The organism is Pseudomyxococcus flavus (genome assembly GCF_050038885.1).
Lineage (GTDB): Bacteria > Myxococcota > Myxococcia > Myxococcales > Myxococcaceae > Myxococcus > Myxococcus flavus.
Map to the genome: position 1 here is coordinate 492,243 of NZ_CP143624.1, position 19,695 is coordinate 511,937.

A 19,695-nucleotide genomic window follows, 5' to 3' on the forward strand; every position below is an offset into this window, starting at 1 on the left:
ATCCTAGTCGTGGGCGATTACTCGCGCTCGCCCGGTTTCACGGGAGGACGCTGAGGCGGCAGGTCCAGGGCGGGCACCGCGCTTCGAGGGGCCCTCGCCTGGGTCCGGGCGCCCGTGGCCGGCCCGGACGCCGAGGGCTCGGGGCGGCGGGCCAGCTCGTTCTTGCCCGTGTTCTTCCCGGCGGCGGACATGTCCTGCAGGGAAGTCTGGAGCGCGTCTCGTTCGGCCTCGAGGTCCGCGAGCTTCTGCTGGAGGTCTTCCACCAGGGACTGGAGGAGCTCCATTTCCGCGGCCATCTCCAGCACGGCCTCCGGCTGGGAGGACGCCTTGAGCGACTCCACGGTGGCGAGCAGCTCGGTGCGCTCCTTTTCCAGCGCCTCCAGGCGAGCCTGCTGCTCCTGGAACTGGACGTGGAGGCGCCGGAGCTGTTCGTCGAGCTGGGCGCGCTCGGCCTGAAGAGCCTCGAGGTGTCCCGAGGCATCGCCTTCGCGCTGCTGGAGCCGCTGTGTCGCTTCTTCGAGCGCCTGCTTGAGGCGGGCGCTCTCGGCTCGCTCGGCGTCGAGGATGCGGACCGCGTCGGTGGACGCGGCTTCCAGGGCCGTCACACGGCCTTCAAGACGGACCCGGGCGGCGCGTGCCACCGTCAGGTCGGACTGGATGCGCTCGCGGTCGGAGTCGGCTCGCGCGAGCCGTTCCTGCGCGGCCTGGAGTGCGGCGGCGCGCTCCGCGGCGGTGGCTTCCAGGTCTGTGCGAAGCGTGTCGAGCTGGGCCGTGAGCTCGGCGATGCGAGCCTCGTGGGAAGCCTGGTCGGCTTCGAGCTGCGCGGCGCGCTCGCTGGATGCTGAGAGACGGGCTTCCAGCTCCGCCTGCTGCGCGGTGAGCAGGGTCTCCAGCTCGCCGCGAGCGGCGTCCGCGGTGGCAAGCTGGGTGGCCCACTCGGCGCGCTGTGCTTCCAGCTCGGCGCGCTGAGCGCCGGCCCTGGCGGTGACTTCCGCCAGCTGCGCCTCCAGCGCGCCGCGCTGCGCTTCGCTCTGAGCAGTGGCCTCGGCCAGCCGGGCCTCCAACTTGGCGCGCTGCGCCTCTGCCTGGGTGGTGACCTCGGACAGCCGGGCCTGCAGCTCGGCGCGCTGCGCCTCTGCCTGGGTGGTGACCTCGGACAGCCGGGCTTCCAGCTCGGCGCGCCGAGCTTCGCTTCGCGCAGTCGCCTCGGACAGCCGGGTCTCCAGTTCGGCGCGCTGCGCCTCGAACGATGACGTGACCTCGGACAGCCGGGTCTCCAGTTCGGCGCGCTGCGCCTCGAACGATGACGTGACCTCGGACAGCCGGGTCTCCAGTTCGGCGCGCTGAGCCTCCGCACGTGCCGTGACCTCCGCGAGCTGGCGCTCCAGCGTCTCGCGTTCAGCCGCGACCCGGGCTGCAACCTCCGCAAGCCGATGCTCCGCCTCGGCGCGCTGCTCCTCGGAGCGCGCGACGGCCTCCGCGAGCTTGCCTTCCAGCTCGGCACGTTGCGCTTCGGCGCGTGCCGTGACCTCCGCGAGCCGTGCCTCGAAGCCCGAGCGTTCCGCCTCCCGGGCCTCCAGCTCCGCCCGGGCTCGGGCCAGCCCTTCCGTCGACTCCGCGAGCTGGGCCTCCAACGTGCTCGCCCGCGACTGCTCCACGGCGACCGCCTCGTTCGCGCGCGCCAGCTCGCCTTTCAGCGTCTCCAACGCCGCACGCTCGGCTTCGAGCGAACTCTCCATCGCGGTGGCCTTGCCCGCGAAGCGGCGCGCCGTTTCCAGCTGCACCATGAGCAGCTCGGCGTTCTCCCGCTGCGCCGCGAGCCGGTCCTGCGCGTCCACCAACTCGGCGTCGAGCCGAGCGATGTGCATGCCCCGTTCGTGCACCGCCGCCATGGCGCGCTGGAGCTGCGCCCCCAGGTGCATGTTCTCCTGCCGCGCGGCCACGAGGTTTGTCAGCTCCGACTGGAGCGCCGCCAGCTCCTGCTGTTTGGACACCAGGGCCGCATGCGTCTGGTCCCGCTCCGCCGCCAGCGATTCCAGCTCCCCTTGCTGCCGCTCCGCGCGGGCAACCGCGCCGGCCAGCTCGCGCTCCAGGTCCGCGACCCGCTCCTGCAACGCGGCCTGCTGCCGGGAGAGCTCCTCGCGCGCGTCGCCCAGTGCCCGCTCGTGCCGAGCCGCCAGCTCGCGCGCGCGCCCTGCCTCGGCCTCACCTTCCGCGACCTGCTCCCGAAGCTGGGCCACCTGGGCCTCCAGCGCTTCGATGATTCCGGCACGCTCGGCGAGCTGAGCGTCCGCGGCGCTCCGAGCCGCCTCCAGGTCCGAGAGCGACTGTGCCAGTGCCACGGCACGTGCCGCGTCCGCCTCGCGCTGCGCGCGCATCTCGGTGAGCTGAGCCTCCAACGAGGCACGCTGTTCCTGCGCGGTCCCCTCCATCCAGGTGCGCTCGGACTCGAGCCGGGCCACCGCGTCGCGGAGCGCCTGCTCGCGGGCCTCGGCCTCGACCCGCTGCGACTCCAGCGCCCGCTCCTGCTCGGCCATCACACGCTCGGCGGCCGCCAGGCGCTCCTGCCGCGCCTGTTCGCGCTCCGACGTCTCCACCCGCAGCGCTGCCAGCGTGGACTCGGCATCCTCGCGAGCGCCGCGTTCGCGAGCGGCCTCCTCCTGAACGCGCGCCAGGGCCTCCACTGCTTCGGTCCGCGACCGCTGCTCGTCTTCGAGCGCCGCACGAGACTGGGCCAGAGCAGCCTCGGCCTCGGTGCGAGCCCGCTGCTCGGCCTCGAAGGCCGCACGAGCCTGAGCCAGAGCGGCCTCCGCCTCGGTGCGAGCCCGCTGCTCGGCCTCGAAGGCCGCGCGGAGCTGGGCCAAAGCGGCCTCGGCCTCGGTGCGAGCCTGCTGCTCGGTCCCGAGCTGCGCGCGGACCTGCGCGAGCGCACTGGAGACCTCCGCGTGCGCGGAACGTTCCGTCTGGAGCTCGGACCGCGTCTGAGCCAGCGCGGTGTCGAGCCGAGCCCGCTCTTCACGCTCGGAAGCCGCCTCCTCCTGGAGACGCGTGACGACCTCGTCCGCCCCGAAGGCGCGCTCCCGCATCTCCGTGAGCTCAGCGGCAAGTCGCTCGCGGTGCTCACGCTCACTGGCGAGCCCCTGTCGGGCCTCGGTCAGGGATGCCGACAGCTCTGCTTCGACTCGCGCCCGCTCCGCCTGCGTGTCGTCGAGACGGTTCCGGACCGCGGCGAGCGCATCGTCCGACTGCGCCCGCGCCGCCGCTTCCGCTGCGTGCTGGGCCAGGGCCGCCGCCAACGAGGCTTCCAGCTCGGTGAGGCGCTCGGCATCCTCACGCTGACGGGTCTCGGCGACGGCAAGGGCGGCCTCGACGTCCTCGCGACGGCGTACCTCCTCTGCATGACGGGCCCCGGCGGTAGCAAGCTCGGCCGCCAGTTCCTCGCGACGCCGCGCCTCCTCGACATGACGGGCCTCGGCGGTAGCGAGCGCGGCCGCCAGCTCTTCGCGACGGCGTACCTCCTCGGCATGACGCGCCTCCGCCGTCGCGAGCGTGGACGACACGTCCTCATGCCGCGACGCCTGCTCGGCATGACGTGCTTCCGCTACCGCGAGCGCGGACTCAACCTCTTCGCGCCGACGTACCTCATCGGCATGACGCGCTTGAGCAGTCTCGAGCGCCGCTTCAACCGCTTCGCGCCGCTGCGACTCCTCGGCCTGACGGGCCTGCGCCTCCGCCAGCGCCGACTCCAGACGGGCCCGCTGCTGGCCTTCCACCTGGAGCTGCGACTGCGCATCCGCGAGCGCGGCCTCCCACCGTGAGCGCCGCTCCTCCTCCGAGGCCAGCGCCTCCCGCACCTGGGTCAGCGCCTGACGCGCCTCTTCCAGCCCTGCCCGCGTCTCCGCCAGGGATGCCTCGGCCCCGCCCCGCCGTTCCTGCTCCGCCTCCAGCTGCGCGCGCAGGGTCTCCAGGGCGCTACCCGACTGGGCACGGCCTTCCTGCTCGGACACCAGCGCGGCCCGCGCCTCCGCGAGCGCACCTTCCAGCTCCGTGCGCCGCAGCACCTCCGCGTCCAGCGCCTCGCGGGTCCGAGCAAGGGTGGCCTCGGCCTCCGCCAGCCGCTGCGCCGCGCCCTCCAGCTTTCCCCGAGCGAGCCGCAGCGCTTCCTCGACCGCGGCCCGCGCCTCGCGCTCGGAGTCCAGCTCTTCGCGCGCCTGCCCGAGCTGCGCCTCCGAGGCCTGCCACTCCCGATGTGCGGACTCCAGCTCAGCCCGCGCGGTCTGTAGCGCCGCCTCCAGCTCCGCCGCGCGCTCCGAGGCCTGCCGCCCCGTGCGGGAATGCGAGGAGGCCTCCGCCTCCAGCTCCACCACGCGCCGGACCAGGGCCGCGCGCTCCTCTTCCAGCTCCTGCCGCCGGGCCTCGACCTCCGACTTCGCGGAGACACCGTCGAGGACCTGCTGCTCCAGAGCCGCCGCGCGAGCCCGCTCCTCTTCCAGCTCGCGCTCCAGCGTGGCCAGTCGGGACTGAAGCTCCGCCCGCTCCGACGTCAGCGCCTGCCCCAGCCGCTCCTCGGTCCGCGCGCGCTCCGCCTCCAGCACCTCCAGCCGCTGCGTGGCTTCGTGGAGCGACTCCTCCCATTTCTGCGCCGTGGCCCGCGCCGCGGACTCCGCGCGCGAGAGGGACTCCACCTCCTGGCCCAGGCGCGCCTGGGCCTCGCGAGCCGCGACCAGCTCCGTCTCCAGGCCGCGCACCTCCGCCTGGAGCGCCGCCAGGCGCGACTCCGCGTCCTTCTGCGCCCCTTCCGCCGTGGCCGTCCGCTGCCGCGCCTCCGCCAGCTCTCGCGCCGCCCGCGCCAGCTCCGCGTCCTTCACGGAGACGGCTGTCCCCGCGTCCCGCGACGCCTCCGCCGCCCGGGCGGCCTCGGCCTTGAGGTGCTCCACCGCCGCCAGGGCCGCCGAGTACTGCTCGGCGATGCGCAGCTCCCTATCTCGCGCGGCCTCCGCGGCGCGGCGCCGGTCCTCGGACTGCTCCACGGCGCGCTCGGCCGCCAGCCGGTCCCGCTCGCGTTCGATGCGCAGCGTGGCCTGCTCGTCCTGGAGCTCCCGCACCTGCGCGTACGCCTGCGTCAGCCGCTCGCGAGCCTCATCCAGCGACGTCGCCGTCTCCTCCCGGCGGGCCCGCTCCAGCCGGAGCGCCTCCTGCGCCGCGAGCAACTGCACGCCCGCGTCCGCCTGCGCGCGCTGCGCGGCCTCGACCTCCAGCCGCTGCGCCGCGAGCCGCCGGTCCGTGTCGGCCAGCCGCTCCTGCGCCACCTGGAGCTCCAGCTCGCGCCGCCGCAGCTTCCCGGACAGGTCATCGCGCTCGCGCTGGGCCTCCTCGCTGCCGCGCGACTGCTCCAGCTGCGCGGTGAGCCGGGCCACCTCCTCGCGAGCCGCCTCCAGCGCGGGCCGCAGCGACGCGGCCTCCGCCTCCCGGTCCGTCAGCTCCGCGCGGAGCTTCGTCAGCGCTTCCTTCAGCCGGCCGCTGCGCTCCTCCCACGACTTCGCGCGCGCCACCACCTCGTCGAGCTTGCCGCGCGTGAAGGCCAGCGGCTCCGGAGGCAGCTGCACCCACGTGGGGTCCACCACGCGCGCGGACTCCTGCCCCGCCACCACCAGGAAGTAGGCGGCCTCGCTGTGGTGCACCAGCGTGCCATCCACCTGGAGCCCCTCGCCCCGCTCGAAGGCGAGCTGGTACCCCAGCACCGGCGACTGCGTGGCCACCTCCACCTGGGCGAAGTGGGCCGACAGCGCATCCAGCAGCTGCCCATAGGTGGGCGGGACGGCCTCCTCGGCCTCCAGCAACTGGGGCAGCGCGAGCCCCGCGACGTTGCGCAGGCCCCCGATGAGGAAGCCCTGCCGCGCCACCAGCCGCGCCAGCTCCGCCAGGAGCTCCGGCGCCTTCACGTAGGGCGCCAGGTCCGCCACCAGCACCACATCGAAGCTGCCCGACTCGAAGTCGTCGTAGACGTTGGCCCGGAAGCGCAGGTTGGGACCGCCGTGCGCCTTTTGCGCCGCCTCGACCGCCGCTACATCCCTGTCGCACGACACGACCGCGCGCGCACCTCGCTCCACGAGGAAGCGTGCGCTCTCGCCCCCGGTGGAGGCGACGGCATCGACCTCCAGGACCCTTCGACGGGCGAAGAGGCTCTCCGCGAAGATGTAGCGGGGCAACAGCTCACTGGGCCCCAAGCGGCGGAATGTGTGGTGCATCGGTGTGTTCGGGAGTGGGAGTATACCCCCGGGCCGGCGCGCCCCAAGTTAAGCGCCGGGGCCGGAAATCGGCCTCGCGCTCGCACGTCAGGAGGGCAGGCGACATGAACGGAAACGCACAACAGGGGTTCGGCTACCGGGCGAAGCGCACCTTCACGCGGCTGCTCGTCTTCACTCTCATCCTGGGCCTGGGAGGCGTCGTCGTCTTCCTCTTGTCCCAGCTCAACGCCCGCACCTTCACCCTGGCGCTCCAGAATGGGCAGCTGGTGGTGATGAAGGGCCGCAACGCGCCCATGGGCGCCGTGCCCTACCGCACCGGCGACCCGCGGCTGGCGGACGCCTACGCGCCCATCGCCGTCGAGGGCCAGGACGTGTCCGCGCTCCTCACGCGCAAGTTCACCGACCGGGACGAGCTGGACCAGGCCCTCTTCCCCGTCCTCGAGTCCCTGGCCCGGCCGCGCATCGCCTCGGACGAGCCGGCCCGGGTCGACCAGGGCCTCTACTACCTCCGGCGCGCGGAGAAGCTCTCCGGCATCACCGAGGAGCAGCGGCTGACGCTCCAGAAGCACATGGTGGACGTGGCCTACTACCAGGCCCGGCAGAAGCTGGAGGACGCGCGCCGGCTGGTCAGCGAGGCCCTCACCCAGCTCAAGCTCGCCGCGGAGAGCCAGAGCCGCAACGCGCGCAGCGCCAACCAGATGCTGTCCGCCGTGGCCCCGCCCGCGCGCGACCTGGAGGACGCCCTGCGCCGGGCCGTGCACACGCTCAGCGGGCCCCAGGCGGCGCCTCAGGCCCCGCAGCAGGCCGCGCCCCAGCAGCCCGCCCCGGCCGCGCCGCCGCCCACGCAGACCGCCCCCACGCCCCTGCCGGAGACCACCGGCGAGGCCCTGGACGAGGCCCCCCAGGCCCCGGCCGGAACGGATGCGGGCGGTGTGGGCCAACCGCCTCCTTCGGGCACTTTCTGACCGTCCACGGTGGATTCCAGGAGGCCCACACTCCACGTTCCTGAGCGGGGCCCCTGAGTGTTCAGCGTGTGACGCCGAAATCGCTTCGGAGATCGATCATAGATTGCACGGCCCGTGCCGGGCCGAGCACTAGATCTCGCGTTGACAGTCCTGACACCCCCCCATAGCTTGTGGCTGGTCGATGGCGCCCCACCAGCCGATGTGGCTGGGAGCTGGGGCAGAGGAGGGATTGTGGGTTTCTTGCACACAGCATCGGTTTGGCCCATAAATCTCCTCAGACGCACCGTCGAATCCGACCGCTAGCCCGTCCCGCCCGGAATGGGCCTTACCTGAACAGTTTTCCAGTAACGTGGTGGGGAAGTCCGCTTCCCTGGGCAGGCCTCGTGTCTGCTCGCAGGGCCCCGCTTTTGTCTGGAGTGAGCCGCTCGTGAACTTCGATACGCCCGTGAAGCCCGCCGCCAACATGACCGTCCCGCCCGTCACCTCCGGCAGCCCCACGCCGACGACGACCGCGCCGGCGGGCACCGCAGCCTCGGCCGCTCCGGCGTCCGAGCAGCCCACGGCGGGCGATTTCGGCGCCACCTCGATGCGCGTGCGCAAGCGCAACGGCGGCACGGAGACGGTGGACCTCAACAAGATTGTCCGGGCGGTGGGCCGCTCCTGCGTGGGCCTGCCCCGCGTGGACGCCATGCGGGTGGCCACGAAGACCATCTCCGGCCTCTATGACGGCGCCACCACGCGCGAGCTGGACAGCCTCTCCATCCAGACGGCCGCGGCCCTCATCGTCGAGGAGCCCGAGTACGGCCGGCTCTCCGCGCGCCTCCTGGCCACCTTCATCCAGAAGGAGGTCAGCAACCAGGACATCCACTCCTTCAGCCAGTCCATCGCCGCGGGCCACAAGCACGGTCTCATCGCGGACCGGCTGCTCCAGTTCGTCCAGGCCAACGCGCGCAAGCTCAACGCGGCCATCGACCCGTCGCGCAACGACCTCTTCGAGTACTTCGGCCTGCGCACCGTCTATGACCGGTACCTGCTGAAGAATCCGCAGACGCGCGAGGTGCTGGAGACGCCGCAGGAGTTCTTCCTCCGCGTGGCGAGCGCGCTCAGCGGCGACAATGTGAACGAGGCCATCGAGCTGTACCGGCTGTTCAGCTCGCTGGAGTACCTGCCCAGCTCCCCCACCCTGTTCAACTCGGGCACGCGCCACGAGCAGCTCTCCAGCTGCTTCCTGCTGGACTCGCCCGCGGACGAGCTGGACGCCATCTACAAGAAGTACTCGGACATCGCGATGCTGTCGAAGTTCTCCGGCGGCATCGGCGTGGCGTACCACCGGGTGCGCGCGCGCGGCTCGCTCATCAAGTCCACCAACGGGCACTCCAACGGCATCGTCCCCTGGCTGAAGACGCTGGACGCCTCCGTGGCGGCGGTGAACCAGGGCGGCAAGCGCAAGGGCGCGTGCTGCGTGTACCTGGAGACGTGGCACGCGGACATCGAGGACTTCCTCGAGCTGCGTGAGAACACCGGCGACGACGCGCGCCGCACGCACAACCTGAACCTGGCCAACTGGGTGCCGGACCTCTTCATGAAGCGCGTGGAGGCGGACGGCGACTGGAGCCTGTTCGACCCGAAGACCGTCCCGCACTTCACGGACCTGTACGGCGACGCCTTCGAGCAGGCCTACACGAAGGCCGAAGCGGACGGCCTGGCCATGCGCAAGGTGAAGGCCCGCGACCTCTACGCCCGCATGATGAAGTGCCTGGCGCAGACGGGTAACGGCTGGATGACCTTCAAGGACACCAGCAACCGCAAGAGCAACCAGACGGGCAAGGACGGCAACGTCATCCACCTGTCCAACCTGTGCACCGAGATCCTGGAGGTGACGAGCCAGGGTGAGACGGCGGTGTGCAACCTGGGCTCGCTGAACCTGGCCCGGATGGTGGTGGACGGGAAGTTCGACTTCGAGCGGCTGCGCGCCAACGCCCAGCTGGCCATGCGGCAGCTCGACCGGGTCATCGACCTCAACTACTACCCCATCCCCGCCGCGGCTTCGTCCAACAAGCGCTGGCGTCCGGTGGGCCTGGGCCTGATGGGGCTCCAGGACGTCTTCTTCCAGCTCAAGCTGCCCTTCGACGCGCCCGAGGCGCGCGCGCTGTCCAAGAAGATTTCCGAGGAGATCTACTTCGCGGCGCTGACCACGTCGTGCGAGCTGGCCGAGCAGTACGGCGCACACCCCTCCTTCCCGGAGACACGGGCGGCGAAGGGCGAGCTCCAGTTCGACCACTGGGGCGTGGTGCCCGAGGACACGGCGCGCTGGGACGCGCTGCGCCAGCGCATCATGAAGCACGGCCTGCGCAACTCGCTGATGATTGCGATTGCCCCCACGGCGACGATTGCCTCCATCGTCGGCTGCTACGAGTGCATCGAGCCGCAGGTGTCCAACCTGTTCAAGCGCGAGACGCTGTCGGGTGACTTCCTCCAGGTGAACCGCTACCTGGTGCGCGACCTCCAGGCGCTGGGGCTGTGGAACGAGAACATCCGCAACCGCATCAAGCTGGCGGAGGGCAGCGTGCAGGACATCACCGAGCTGCCCGAGCACCTGCGCGCGGTGTACCGCACGGCCTGGGAGCTGCCCATGCGCTCGCTGCTGGACATGGGCGCGGACCGCGGGGCGTTCATCGACCAGAGCCAGTCGCTCAACCTGTTCGTGGAGACGCCGAACATCGGCAAGCTCTCCTCGATGTACTTCTACGCGTGGCAGAAGGGCCTGAAGACGACGTACTACCTGCGCTCGCGTCCGGCGACCCGCATCGCCAAGGCGACGGTGGGCGCGGGTGGCGGCGCCGGCATGGCGTCCGCGGCCCCTGCCCCGGTGGCGAAGGCGACCGAGGCCGAGGCGGTGGCCTGCTCGCTGGAGAACCCCGAGGCGTGCGAGGCCTGCCAGTAGGCCCTGGACGCTATCGGTTGGGCATCACGAAGAACGACTGAATCGAATCACCGCGCCGCAGCGCGAGGAGCACGGAAGCAATGCTGTTGGACCCTGGCCTGAATCTCACGCTGCGCCCCATGGCGTATCCGCAGTTCTTCGAGATGTACCGGAACGCCATCAAGAACACCTGGACCGTGGAGGAGGTGGACTTCTCCACGGACCTGGTGGACCTGCGCTCGAAGATGACGGACGCGGAGCGGCACCTCATCCACCGGCTGGTGGCGTTCTTCGCGACGGGAGACAGCATCGTTGGCAACAACCTGGTGCTGAACCTCTACAAGCACCTGAACGCGCCCGAGGCGCGGATGTACCTGTCGCGCCAGCTCTACGAGGAGGCACTGCACGTCCAGTTCTACCTGACGCTGCTGGACACGTACGTGCCGGACCCGGCGGAGCGGGCGAAGGCCTTCGCGGCCATCGACAACATCCCCTCCATCCAGCGCAAGGCGCAGTTCTGCATGAAGTGGATGGACAGCATCCAGGGGCTGGACACGCTGAAGACGAAGGCGGACCGGCGCCAGTTCCTGCTGAACCTCATCTGCTTCGCGGGCTGCATCGAGGGCCTCTTCTTCTTCGCGGCCTTCGCCTATGTGTACTTCCTGCGCAGCAAGGGCCTGCTGAACGGCCTCGCCGCGGGCACCAACTGGGTGTTCCGCGACGAGAGCGCGCACATGGCGTTCGCCTTCGAGGCCATCCAGGTGGCCCGCAAGGAGGAGCCGGACCTCTTCGACGCGCAGATGGAGCGCGACGTGGTGGCGATGCTCCGCGAGGCGGTGGAGTGCGAGACGCAGTTCGCCCAGGACCTGCTGAGCGGCGGCGTGGTGGGCCTGTCCGTGCAGGACATGCGCGGCTACCTGGAGTACGTCGCGGACCAGCGGCTCCAGCTCCTGGGCATGTCGCCGGTGTTCGGCACGAAGAACCCGCTGCACTTCATGGACCTGCAGGACGTGCAGGAGCTCACGAACTTCTTCGAGCGCCGCGTGTCGTCGTACCAGGTGGCCGTGGGAGTTGGTGCGGCGACTGACGTGGTCCTCGACGCGGCGTTCTGAGCTCAGTCGTCGCAGCCTGTAAAATACGCCAAGCCGGTAGGCGGGGCTCGTAAGCAAACTGACCGGGTGGCCCCAGACACGCGGTGCGGCCGTCGTCCCGCCAGCCAACCTCCTCTTCAGCCGCACAATCTTCGCACCAGAAGAAAGACCGAGCCCTCACCAACCGCAACAAACGAATATAAAGGAACAGTATGGACCGGTGCTTCGTCATACAACCATTCGACAGAGGCAAGTTCGACAAACGATACGGGGACACATATGAGCCTGCAATCAAGGCTGCCGGATTAACCCCGTATCGGGTTGACTGCGACCCACAAGTCACGATCCCCATAGACGAAATCGAAAAGAACATCCGCGAAAGCCGCGTTTGTCTCGCCGACATAACAACCGACAATCCAAATGTCTGGTACGAAGTGGGATTTGCAATCGCATCCCGAAAGGACGTCGTCCTCCTCTGCTCCACAGAGCGAGAAGGCAAATTCCCATTCGACATCCAACATCGCTCAATCCTGAAATACGGCATCGATTCAGCAAGCGACTGGATCAAACTAAAGAACTCAATAGCAGAGCGACTACACGCCATACTGTCGCGACAGGCCAAAACAGAACTCATCGCCGATATGTCCCCAGTCCGCCCGACCGAAGGACTGACACCGCACGAAATGGCAGCATTGGTTGTAATCGCCGAGTCGTGCATGATGCTTGACGACCACATTACCGGCTGGCGCTTCAGACAAGGAATGAACAACGCAGGCTTCACCGACTTGGCAGCCAGCGTAAGCCTAAGGTGCCTGGAACGCAAGAAATTCATCTCATGCAAGAGAGAGCATGACGAAAATGGAGCCCCATTCACAATGATATCCCTGACCAACAATGGAGAGTCCTGGCTCATTGAGCATCAGTCGCGATTTGACATGAAGCTAGCCCACACAAAGAAGCTCCGCCTCGAAGACGACGATATTCCGTTTTAACAAGAGTGTGGAGCATCCAACCCAAAGAGTCTTGCTTTTCAAATGCCCAAAGGCCTCTCAGCAAACGTAAGGGTAGAAACTGCGCAGGGGCACGACGCAGCAACTGAGGACGTGGAAGTCGAAGTGGACGTCAACCTTGCATTCGTCATCGGCACTAAGGCGACGGAATTGTGAAGTTGCTTGATTTCGCAGAGCGTTATTGACTCTCGACCTCAGACAAACACCTGAAGCAGTTTTCAGGGAATGTGGCTAGCATCAGCGCGGCATCCCGTAAAGCCACCACATCAGCGCCCCCACCGCGAGCTGGCCACCGACGAACAGCGCCAACCGCCACGGTAGGCGCACCGGCCGCCCCTGGAAGTCACCGAAGCGCACCAGGGCGAACAGAGCCCAAACCAGCGTCATCACGCCGCTGAGCACAAAGCCTTTCACGGGGCTATCCACTGGCGGGGCGAAGATGAAGTGGTACAGCACCGCGGGCACCACGAATGCCACCAGCAGAACCAGGCCCCAGACGCGCGCGGCAGGCACCAGCGTGGCCGCCCTGCGCATCCTCCGGGCCCTCCCGAGCTTCGGCGCCATCTCGCTCACCGGCGTCGGCTTGGGCAGCACCTTCCCCTTCCACACCAGGTAGTGCGTGGCCATCAACCGCGTGGCGCGCGTGAGATTGAAGCCCTCCACGGGCGTCCCCGCCGCCATCGCGCCGCGGCAGCTCACCGCCCAGTCGATGTAGTGGTGAACCTCCTCTAGTGGCAGCTTGACGATGCTCCGGATGACCTCGCGCGCCACCACGGGCGCCAGCGGGTCCACGGTCCAGCCGTCGGGCCCCAGGGTGCTCAGCGCCTCGTCCTCCCGCTTCGCACCGGTGGGCGCGCCCTCTTCACCCTGGGACTCCAGTTCCCAAGCCATGGTGCCCACGTCGCCCATCCACACCCGCGTGCTCCGGAAGCCCGCCTCCTTCGCCAGGCTGGCGACTCGCGTCAGGAACTCGTCCTTCACCGCGGACTCGACCGTCCCCGGCTCGCCTTCGACGACGCGCGGCGCTCCGAGCACCTGCACGTCGATGAGCGTCAGTGCCGGCCCGAACTGGAAGACATCCGCGACGACGATGTCGCTCCGAGGCTGCTCCCCGAACGACGTCCCCAGCGCGGCATCCATCCACTGCCGGACCCCGGACCGGTCCGGGCTCCCATGAATCCAGAGGTGATTCGCGATGCCGTAGGCCATGAGTTCCTCGACCCCGATGCCTACCAGAGACGCGGCGCCACGCTCCAGGATGTTGGAGCCCTTCCCCCTTGCCGTATGCCACGCTGGGTCATTGTGGGCAGGGACGCACCGCATGTGTCGCCAGGCCCTCGCGTCTGGCTCTGAACGCGCCTCTTCGGCGTCAACTGCGTGTTCCGGGGCATGCCGAGCACCGATTCCGGGCCAAGCCGAGCAGCGATTCCGGACCAAGGTGAGCAGCCGTTCCGGGCATGCCGAGCAGCGATTCCGGGGATGCCGAGCAGGCATTCCGGGCAAGGCGAGCACCGGTCCGTGGCCGACAGCCGCACCGCCTCCGCATCGGAGACTTGCAGGTAGCCTTGCAGCAGCAGCGCCATGCACAGCAGGGCCGGGGGCTGAGGCGCCTCCCCCTGGCCCGTCTGTCGGTACATGCCCTCCAGCTCTTGCTGGAAGGCCTCGTCGAATAGCTCGTGGCGGTGCCGCCGCAAGAAGACCAAGAGCTTGCGGCTCTTGCCCGCCAGCTTCAGCAGCCGCTCTTCCCTCTCGCTACACGCGACCTCGGGGCTCCACCGATCCATGTTCACTCCTGCCGTGTCCATGGGCCTACCTGCTCACTTCTGACGCTGGCGTCGATCCCCTGGTCCCTGCCTGCTCGCTCGCCGTAACCTGATCGACGTTCTAGCCGAGGGACTCCGTCAGCGCCTCGAAGGTGTCCGCCGACTCCTTGCCGCGAACGTCGCGCGAGGTGACCAAATGCATCATTTGCAGGTGTGCGTACAGTCCAACAAGTGGAGGCTATTTCCTCATCTGTAATTCCACGACGCGCGCGGTTGCGATCTCCCCCAGGATTCTCCGCAGGGTGCCGAGGTTACTTCCTCCGAGGTCAAAAGCTATCCGGTTCCCGGTTTCTGATCTTGGCGTCCCCCTGCACACCATGACCGCATCGGGCCGCTCATAAAGTCTGCAAAGCGGACCGGTGGGAATTGGTTGCTCGAAGCCAAGACTGCTCATCACAGAGTCAAGGTTCGTTAGAAATTCTGGGGTGTCGCCCTTGAGGCTGCCGCTGCTGGTGTGCGGTGCCTTGTCGATGCGGAAAAGTGAGAGCGCCCCCCACGCCAGCATCTCCCTCAGCGTCTCGAAAGCATCGGTCAGTTCCTTACCGCGGGCTTCGCGCGAGGTGACCATGGCATCATTTCGGGCGGGCGCATTGAAGTCATAGAAGAGATGAAGCGGCATCATCTCATCGGACTCATAGGCGATAAGCAGAAAGCGGGAGTCGGGCTTGACCAATTTCTGGGCGTAGCACGCCAGTACGCGATGAGCCGAGAAGTCCAGGGTCGGGTACGCCAGGGGTCCCATGCTCTCGCCCATTCGGAGCAGAAACCATCGATAGAACGGCGGCAGGGGGCGTCCGGCGATCCGCTCAATATTCTCAATCGCAGCAAGTTCTGCCCCCCGCCACTGCTCAGCGAGCCCAGGGACGGTCCTCAACAGCAGGCGCTCCATCTGATGCTCTACTTCTTCGTGTGTTGACATTGCGTCTCCTGAACTTCCGGGCAGATCATCATTGGGAGAAGGACACAACAAGTGCCGCACGGCGGGACCGTCTTTCCATGCTCGAATGGCCCTGCCACTACAGTGCCGCTCGCTCTGTCCCGGAACTTGATCTGCCCGCGAGTTGGATTCCCTTCCGGATGGAACCACTGCTCCGTGATGCCGCCAGGGAAAGCTCTGTCCTGCATCACGAGCACAAGCGTCTTCGGGGCCGCGCACCGCCCCGGCGGATAGGCTGCTGGGAGTTCCTGGTTGCGGCGGAACTTCTGGAACTCCTTGTCGGCCTCCACCCAGACAGTCTCCACGTCACCCGCTCGGTCCTTGAGCCGTCTCTTTAGGAACTCGAAGACCCCGTTGCGCGTGGAGAATCCGCCAGCATCCTTTTCGGAGGCCTCGTCCTGCTCCTCTTCCTTTGGAACCTGGGCGTGGTGCCACCCAAGCTCTTCCGCGCTGGCACAGAACTCATCGTCCGTTTCACCTGAGCGCTCGGCATAGTGCTTCGCCTTACACTTGCATTGGACGACCCCGAGCATCGTGGCGTTCGGATACTCCTTCTTGGTAAGCCTCTTGGCCAGCCGCTCGGCGTTGACCTTGGTCGCCTTGGTCTCTTTGATGGAGCCCTGCTTTCCATGTGCCTTCTTGCACAACGGGCACTTGTCATCTCCCGTGACGAAAACGACAGCGCCGGCGGCCTGGACCACCCCTAGCATCGTTGCCGCATTGGCAGGGCTTCCGCTCGGCCCGCAGTTGTTGAGCATCGGGTCACCGAGCAACTGGACGTTCTTTCCTTCGAACTTCACGTCCATGGCCCCAGGCCCCACGAAGCTGGTGGGCCCCTCTACGTTGGCGGAGACAATCCCACCACCAGTGCCCTTGCTGGCGACATCCCCCATGGAGCCAAAGGTGGCGCCCTGGATTGCAACCTTCTTGCCCGCGATGGTCACCGTCTTGGTGTAGTTCCGTGGGTCCTGCCCGCTCTTGCCAATGCTGGGCAGCGGCGTTGGAACGAACGGAGCCGGAGGCCCCGGCATCTTGCATACGTTGGGCAGCGTCGCAGCGGCGATACCGTTGCTCCCCTCTGTCACAGGGGTTTTCGGTGCGTTGATTGAGACCTTTGGCATGAATGTCCCTCCCTAGGACTCCCGTGGCTCCTGAAGCAACATCGCCCCTCGCAGCCCTCCATCCGAGCCCGCTACGACCAGAGCCCGCGGGCCACTCGCATACCCTCGGGCAAATGCCCGGACCGCCAGGATGCCCCCAAGCGCGCCGGAGGCGGCACCAACATCGCCCCAGCAGTTGCTCGGGGCTTTGTAGCCAGTGGACTTCCAGACGGATGACGTCCGCAGCATGACGAAGCCCCACTCCTCGCTCCGATAGCGCTCTCCATTGAGATCTGTATACAGGTTGTCAACCCCCTGCTGAGGCAGCTTGAGCACCGACACGGCGCCCTCGACCGCCTGGGTCATCCCGACGCCGAGCGAGCCCGTGCGGCTATCGCGAAGCTGCCGCTCCATTGCGGTGCACGCCCCCAGCACGACAGCCAGCCTGGGCAGTCCCAGACGACGTCGGTGCCCAGCGCTCATCACCGCAAGACAGGCAGCGCCCTCGCCAGGCGTGAAGCCATTACGAATCCCCGGCTGCGCAAATCGGCGAGCCTGCTCCAACCAGAGGAAAGTTTCGGTGTGAAGATACGTGTCGACCCCTACCACCAGGAAGAGTTGCTCCCTACCGTCGGCACACTCCCTCAGGGCTTGCTCCACCGCCTGGAGCGTGCCCGCGTGGCCACGTCCAGCGAGCACGACGCGCACGCCGGGACTTTTCGCGCGGTAGCGCACTTCTACGGCGTTGACCAACCAGCCCTCGTCTTCCTCTGAGAATCCGGGGCGGACCTCTGGACACGACAGCAGCACACTGAGCCGGCTTCGCTGGAGCACTTCAGGGCCAAGTTTTGCCTCGACCTCCCACAGCGCGCTCTCAAGCAGTGGCAGGAGCCGCTCCCGCCCCTCCAGCTTCGGGTCAAGCAGCCCATCTGCGGCAATCACCACGGGCTCGCCCTGAGCGTCGGCGAACGGGTACTCCGCGTAGCGAGAAATACCAGCGCGCACAGCCGCCGCGCTGCTCTCCGCAGTATACCCAACCGGGGTCCGTGCGCCGACCGCAACGACGTCAAGTGAGGTGCTCATTCCTCCCCCCGCAGTTCAACAATCTCCGTCTCGTCAAGATAGTCCGCCTCCGGCGCTGGAACACTCAGCGCGCCCTGCCACACGAGCGAGAGCCGCCTGACCTCAGGCTCCACGAGGACCGTAGTCAGGCGTGCGCCATACTCCTCGCTCCTCCGTCCTACATGCGTGGTAAAGCCGAGCGAGATGCGGGGCAACTCGAAGCGCAAGAAACCCTCGGGCGTCAAGTTCACCAATTCGACCCGCTCGCCGCCTGCAAGAGCCCTATCGAACCGCTGGTCCCCGGGAGCACTCAGCGCGAAAGCAGGGTCGTAGTCGTCGGGAAGTAGCGGCTTCTTCGTGCGCTCCCACCGAGCGTCATAGGTCCCCGCGAGTTTGCGCCGCGGCATCCAGGTGGCGTCGATGGGGCCGAACCCCGCTGGGCCACGGATTGCCGGGTCGCCTTTGGGATACTCGATGGTGTGGGCTGGCTTCCCCGCCAGATGGGCATGGCGTGTCACGAAGCCGCGCCCGACAGGATTTCGCTCGTCAAACCGATGATTGCTAGAGTCAGTGTCCGTCTGGTCATAGCCCCCGAATGCGGATTCATAGCGAATGGGGCTGGTGGTGAAGGGCTGTGGCCGGCCCGTTCCCACCCCGAGAATCCCCCGAGAGTAGATGCGCGGCCCGTATACGAGCAAAACCTTATGGAGCGTTCCGAGTCTCAGCGAGACTGGTACCGTTTCGGCGGGCTTGCCGCGCGGAGCGTGCGCACATGCATCAAGCAGCACCTCCGTGCTCGGCTTCACCGCCAGCAAGTCTGAGTCATAACGCAAGCTCGACTGACCGGGTGCGCCAAAGTACTCGGGCATCAGTACGGGAGGAGGCTGCTCGTCTGCCAACTGGAGCCGCCCCCCAGGCGCAATATCGAAAGTCGCCTTGACCGCAACAAGCCACCAGTGGACTCCGTCCTTGTCACGTATCCAGTTTCGCTCCGCAGCGTATGCGGTGCGGTTCTTGAGTGCCCACATGGGACTTCACCCCCCAAAGGTGCGAGCCAGCGGTCGCGCCGGCACGTTCGCGCACACACGCTCAAACCGGGCCAACTCCGCACGTTGCCGAGCCGTAAACGCTAGCGTCTGCACGTTGTGTGCGCCCTGCGTCCTCAACGCCAACTCTTGCGCATGGACGTGTCGTCGCCGCATCGGCCCTCGCGCAAGCACATCCAGCAGCGCATCGCCACTGAACGGCTTGCCGCCCAGATACCGCGCACTCCGTGAGTAATCCTTACGCGCTCGCTGCCACCAGTCAGCAACTGCTGCGCGCGCCGGCACCGGCAATTCGTCCTCTTGCTTGGGGGTCAGGTCAGCGTCGAGATCGTCTTCCTCTAGTGGTGGGAGAAATTCCTCTTCTTCCACCTCCACGGCGTAGGTGTCTTTCAGCACCAGCCCCGTGATGGCGCTAAAAGCTTCTCCGGCCAGACGCGATACTGGGGGCACCTGCCCCATCAGTTCCAAGCAAGCCTCCGCAGCAGCAATCCGCCCTGTAAACCCCAGTGCCCATAGTACGTTCTCGCGGGCGGATTCATCAGTGAGGCACTCCACCATGCGCTCAACGTCCTGGTCATCCCCGCAGATCGCCTGGAGCATCCGGGCAGCATATGCGCCTTCGCCATGGCCTTGCGCCTCCTGCTGACAAGCATCCCATGCCGCGCGTACCCCAGACAGCAGGCCGGATTCAATGGCCGCAAGTCGCACCTGCGAGCGATTGTCGCCCAGCAGTCGAGTTCGGTCGCGGAGCCCGATGTCCCTTCCCCACGCGCCAAGGCCCCGCAGTGCCGCCACCACCACCCGGCCATCCACATGATCGAGCAGTTCCAAAGCCGCTCCTCGCGGTAAGGCTCCACGGAATGCGAGAACCTCCAATGCCAATGCCTGCAAGGATGCATCAGGAACCCTCAGCAACGAAACCAGCGTGGTCTCCAACCCAGAACGTCCGCTGAGTTCGAGCGCGCGCCGCAACGATGCCTGTACCGCCGGTGGCGCGACCGGCGCCAATGCGAATACCGCTTCCAGCGCAGCAGGTGGGGATTCGGCAATGGACGCGAACGCTGAGCAAAACACCTCTCCAGGCTCTCCGCCCTCCAGCGCTGGCCGCAGCAGCGTCTCAGCGACTGGGTCCCCCCCGACCACCAGACCGTCCAAGTGCGCCAGCAGTCGCTCCTCCAACTGTGCTGTCGCCTCCAAATTGAAGCGTGGCCCCCGTAGCGCCCGCTCCCATTGTGACTGCAGGAAAGCCGCTTCGGAAAGGTGCTCTTCGTAAACGTCTATCCTCAGCATGAACATGGCTCCAGATCCCCCGAACCGAGCCGCAATGGCTCCAGGTGACTCCGGCAGAGTGGAATCACAGCCTACACCTCTCAGCGCATCCTCACCGTTGCGCAGCAGGGACTGATGGCCCCGCTGTAGCTCAGCCCGTGCTCGTTCTTTCCCGCATTCGTGACGCGCCTACGCTCCGCCACCTTTCCTACCTTGACCGC

The 19,695-nt window shown here is 67.6% G+C and carries 11 protein-coding genes and 1 pseudogene; 4 read left to right on the forward strand and 8 right to left on the reverse strand.

Features of this window, described 5'->3' with window-relative positions; all coding sequences use genetic code 11:
• Positions 1-17: 17 nt before the first annotated feature.
• Complete coding sequence (locus VZL07_RS01910; protein ID WP_426753603.1) at positions 18-6,248, reverse strand: methyltransferase domain-containing protein; 6,231 nt, start codon at positions 6,246-6,248, stop codon at positions 18-20.
• Between the two features lie 104 nt (positions 6,249-6,352).
• Here VZL07_RS01910 and VZL07_RS01915 point away from each other — a divergent pair, with 104 nt between their 5' ends.
• From VZL07_RS01915 to VZL07_RS01930, 4 genes are all read left to right on the forward strand, one after another.
• Positions 6,353-7,213 (forward strand): IF-2 protein, encoded by an 861-nt coding sequence (locus tag VZL07_RS01915; RefSeq protein WP_426753604.1) that lies wholly within the window; start codon positions 6,353-6,355, stop codon positions 7,211-7,213.
• Between the two features lie 427 nt (positions 7,214-7,640).
• Entirely contained in the window at positions 7,641-10,157 is a 2,517-nt protein-coding gene (locus VZL07_RS01920) for a ribonucleoside-diphosphate reductase subunit alpha (RefSeq protein ID WP_426753605.1), read from the forward strand.
• 80 nt (positions 10,158-10,237) lie between these two features.
• Entirely contained in the window at positions 10,238-11,248 is a 1,011-nt protein-coding gene (locus tag VZL07_RS01925) for a ribonucleotide-diphosphate reductase subunit beta (protein WP_426753606.1), read from the forward strand.
• Positions 11,249-11,439: 191 nt separating this feature from the next.
• Positions 11,440-12,219, forward strand: a complete 780-nt coding sequence (locus VZL07_RS01930) for a hypothetical protein (RefSeq protein ID WP_426753607.1) — start codon at positions 11,440-11,442, stop codon at positions 12,217-12,219.
• 255 nt (positions 12,220-12,474) lie between these two features.
• On the opposite strand, the gene VZL07_RS01935 is transcribed toward VZL07_RS01930, so the two are convergent.
• The 7 genes and pseudogenes from VZL07_RS01935 to VZL07_RS01965 all read right to left on the reverse strand — a co-directional run bounded on the left by VZL07_RS01935 (position 12,475) and on the right by VZL07_RS01965 (position 19,501).
• Entirely contained in the window at positions 12,475-13,446 is a 972-nt protein-coding gene (locus VZL07_RS01935) for a hypothetical protein (protein ID WP_426753608.1), read from the reverse strand.
• Between the two features lie 299 nt (positions 13,447-13,745).
• Positions 13,746-14,021: pseudogene (locus tag VZL07_RS01940) on the reverse strand (IS1182-like element ISStau7 family transposase); the annotation flags it as partial.
• 217 nt (positions 14,022-14,238) lie between these two features.
• Positions 14,239-14,949 (reverse strand): SMI1/KNR4 family protein, encoded by a 711-nt coding sequence (locus VZL07_RS01945; protein WP_426753609.1) that lies wholly within the window; start codon positions 14,947-14,949, stop codon positions 14,239-14,241.
• Positions 14,950-14,957: 8 nt separating this feature from the next.
• The gene (locus tag VZL07_RS01950; RefSeq protein ID WP_426753610.1) at positions 14,958-16,118 is read right to left on the reverse strand and encodes a PAAR-like domain-containing protein; all 1,161 of its coding nucleotides are present in this window, start codon (positions 16,116-16,118) and stop codon (positions 14,958-14,960) included.
• A gap of 12 nt (positions 16,119-16,130) precedes the next feature.
• Positions 16,131-17,180: a hypothetical protein gene (locus VZL07_RS01955; RefSeq protein ID WP_426753611.1), complete on the reverse strand. Its 1,050-nt coding sequence runs from the start codon at positions 17,178-17,180 to the stop codon at positions 16,131-16,133.
• On the reverse strand, positions 17,177-18,187 hold the full coding sequence (locus tag VZL07_RS01960; protein WP_426753612.1) for a DUF2169 family type VI secretion system accessory protein: 1,011 nt from the start codon (positions 18,185-18,187) through the stop codon (positions 17,177-17,179). The genes VZL07_RS01955 and VZL07_RS01960 overlap by 4 nt, the downstream gene beginning before the upstream one ends.
• A 6-nt stretch (positions 18,188-18,193) precedes the next feature.
• Positions 18,194-19,501 (reverse strand): TIGR02270 family protein, encoded by a 1,308-nt coding sequence (locus tag VZL07_RS01965; protein ID WP_426753613.1) that lies wholly within the window; start codon positions 19,499-19,501, stop codon positions 18,194-18,196.
• Between the last annotated feature and the right edge of the window lie 194 nt (positions 19,502-19,695).

Coding starts and splice junctions, on each gene's coding strand:
- VZL07_RS01910 (WP_426753603.1), bottom strand. CDS start 6,248: ATGCACCACACATTCCGCCGCTTGGGGCCCAGTGAGCTGTTGCCCCGC.
- VZL07_RS01915 (WP_426753604.1), top strand. CDS start 6,353: ATGAACGGAAACGCACAACAGGGGTTCGGCTACCGGGCGAAGCGCACC.
- VZL07_RS01925 (WP_426753606.1), top strand. CDS start 10,238: ATGCTGTTGGACCCTGGCCTGAATCTCACGCTGCGCCCCATGGCGTAT.
- VZL07_RS01930 (WP_426753607.1), top strand. CDS start 11,440: ATGGACCGGTGCTTCGTCATACAACCATTCGACAGAGGCAAGTTCGAC.
- VZL07_RS01935 (WP_426753608.1), bottom strand. CDS start 13,446: ATGGCCTACGGCATCGCGAATCACCTCTGGATTCATGGGAGCCCGGAC.
- VZL07_RS01945 (WP_426753609.1), bottom strand. CDS start 14,949: ATGGAGCGCCTGCTGTTGAGGACCGTCCCTGGGCTCGCTGAGCAGTGG.
- VZL07_RS01950 (WP_426753610.1), bottom strand. CDS start 16,118: ATGCCAAAGGTCTCAATCAACGCACCGAAAACCCCTGTGACAGAGGGG.
- VZL07_RS01955 (WP_426753611.1), bottom strand. CDS start 17,180: ATGAGCACCTCACTTGACGTCGTTGCGGTCGGCGCACGGACCCCGGTT.
- VZL07_RS01960 (WP_426753612.1), bottom strand. CDS start 18,187: ATGTGGGCACTCAAGAACCGCACCGCATACGCTGCGGAGCGAAACTGG.
- VZL07_RS01965 (WP_426753613.1), bottom strand. CDS start 19,501: ATGTTCATGCTGAGGATAGACGTTTACGAAGAGCACCTTTCCGAAGCG.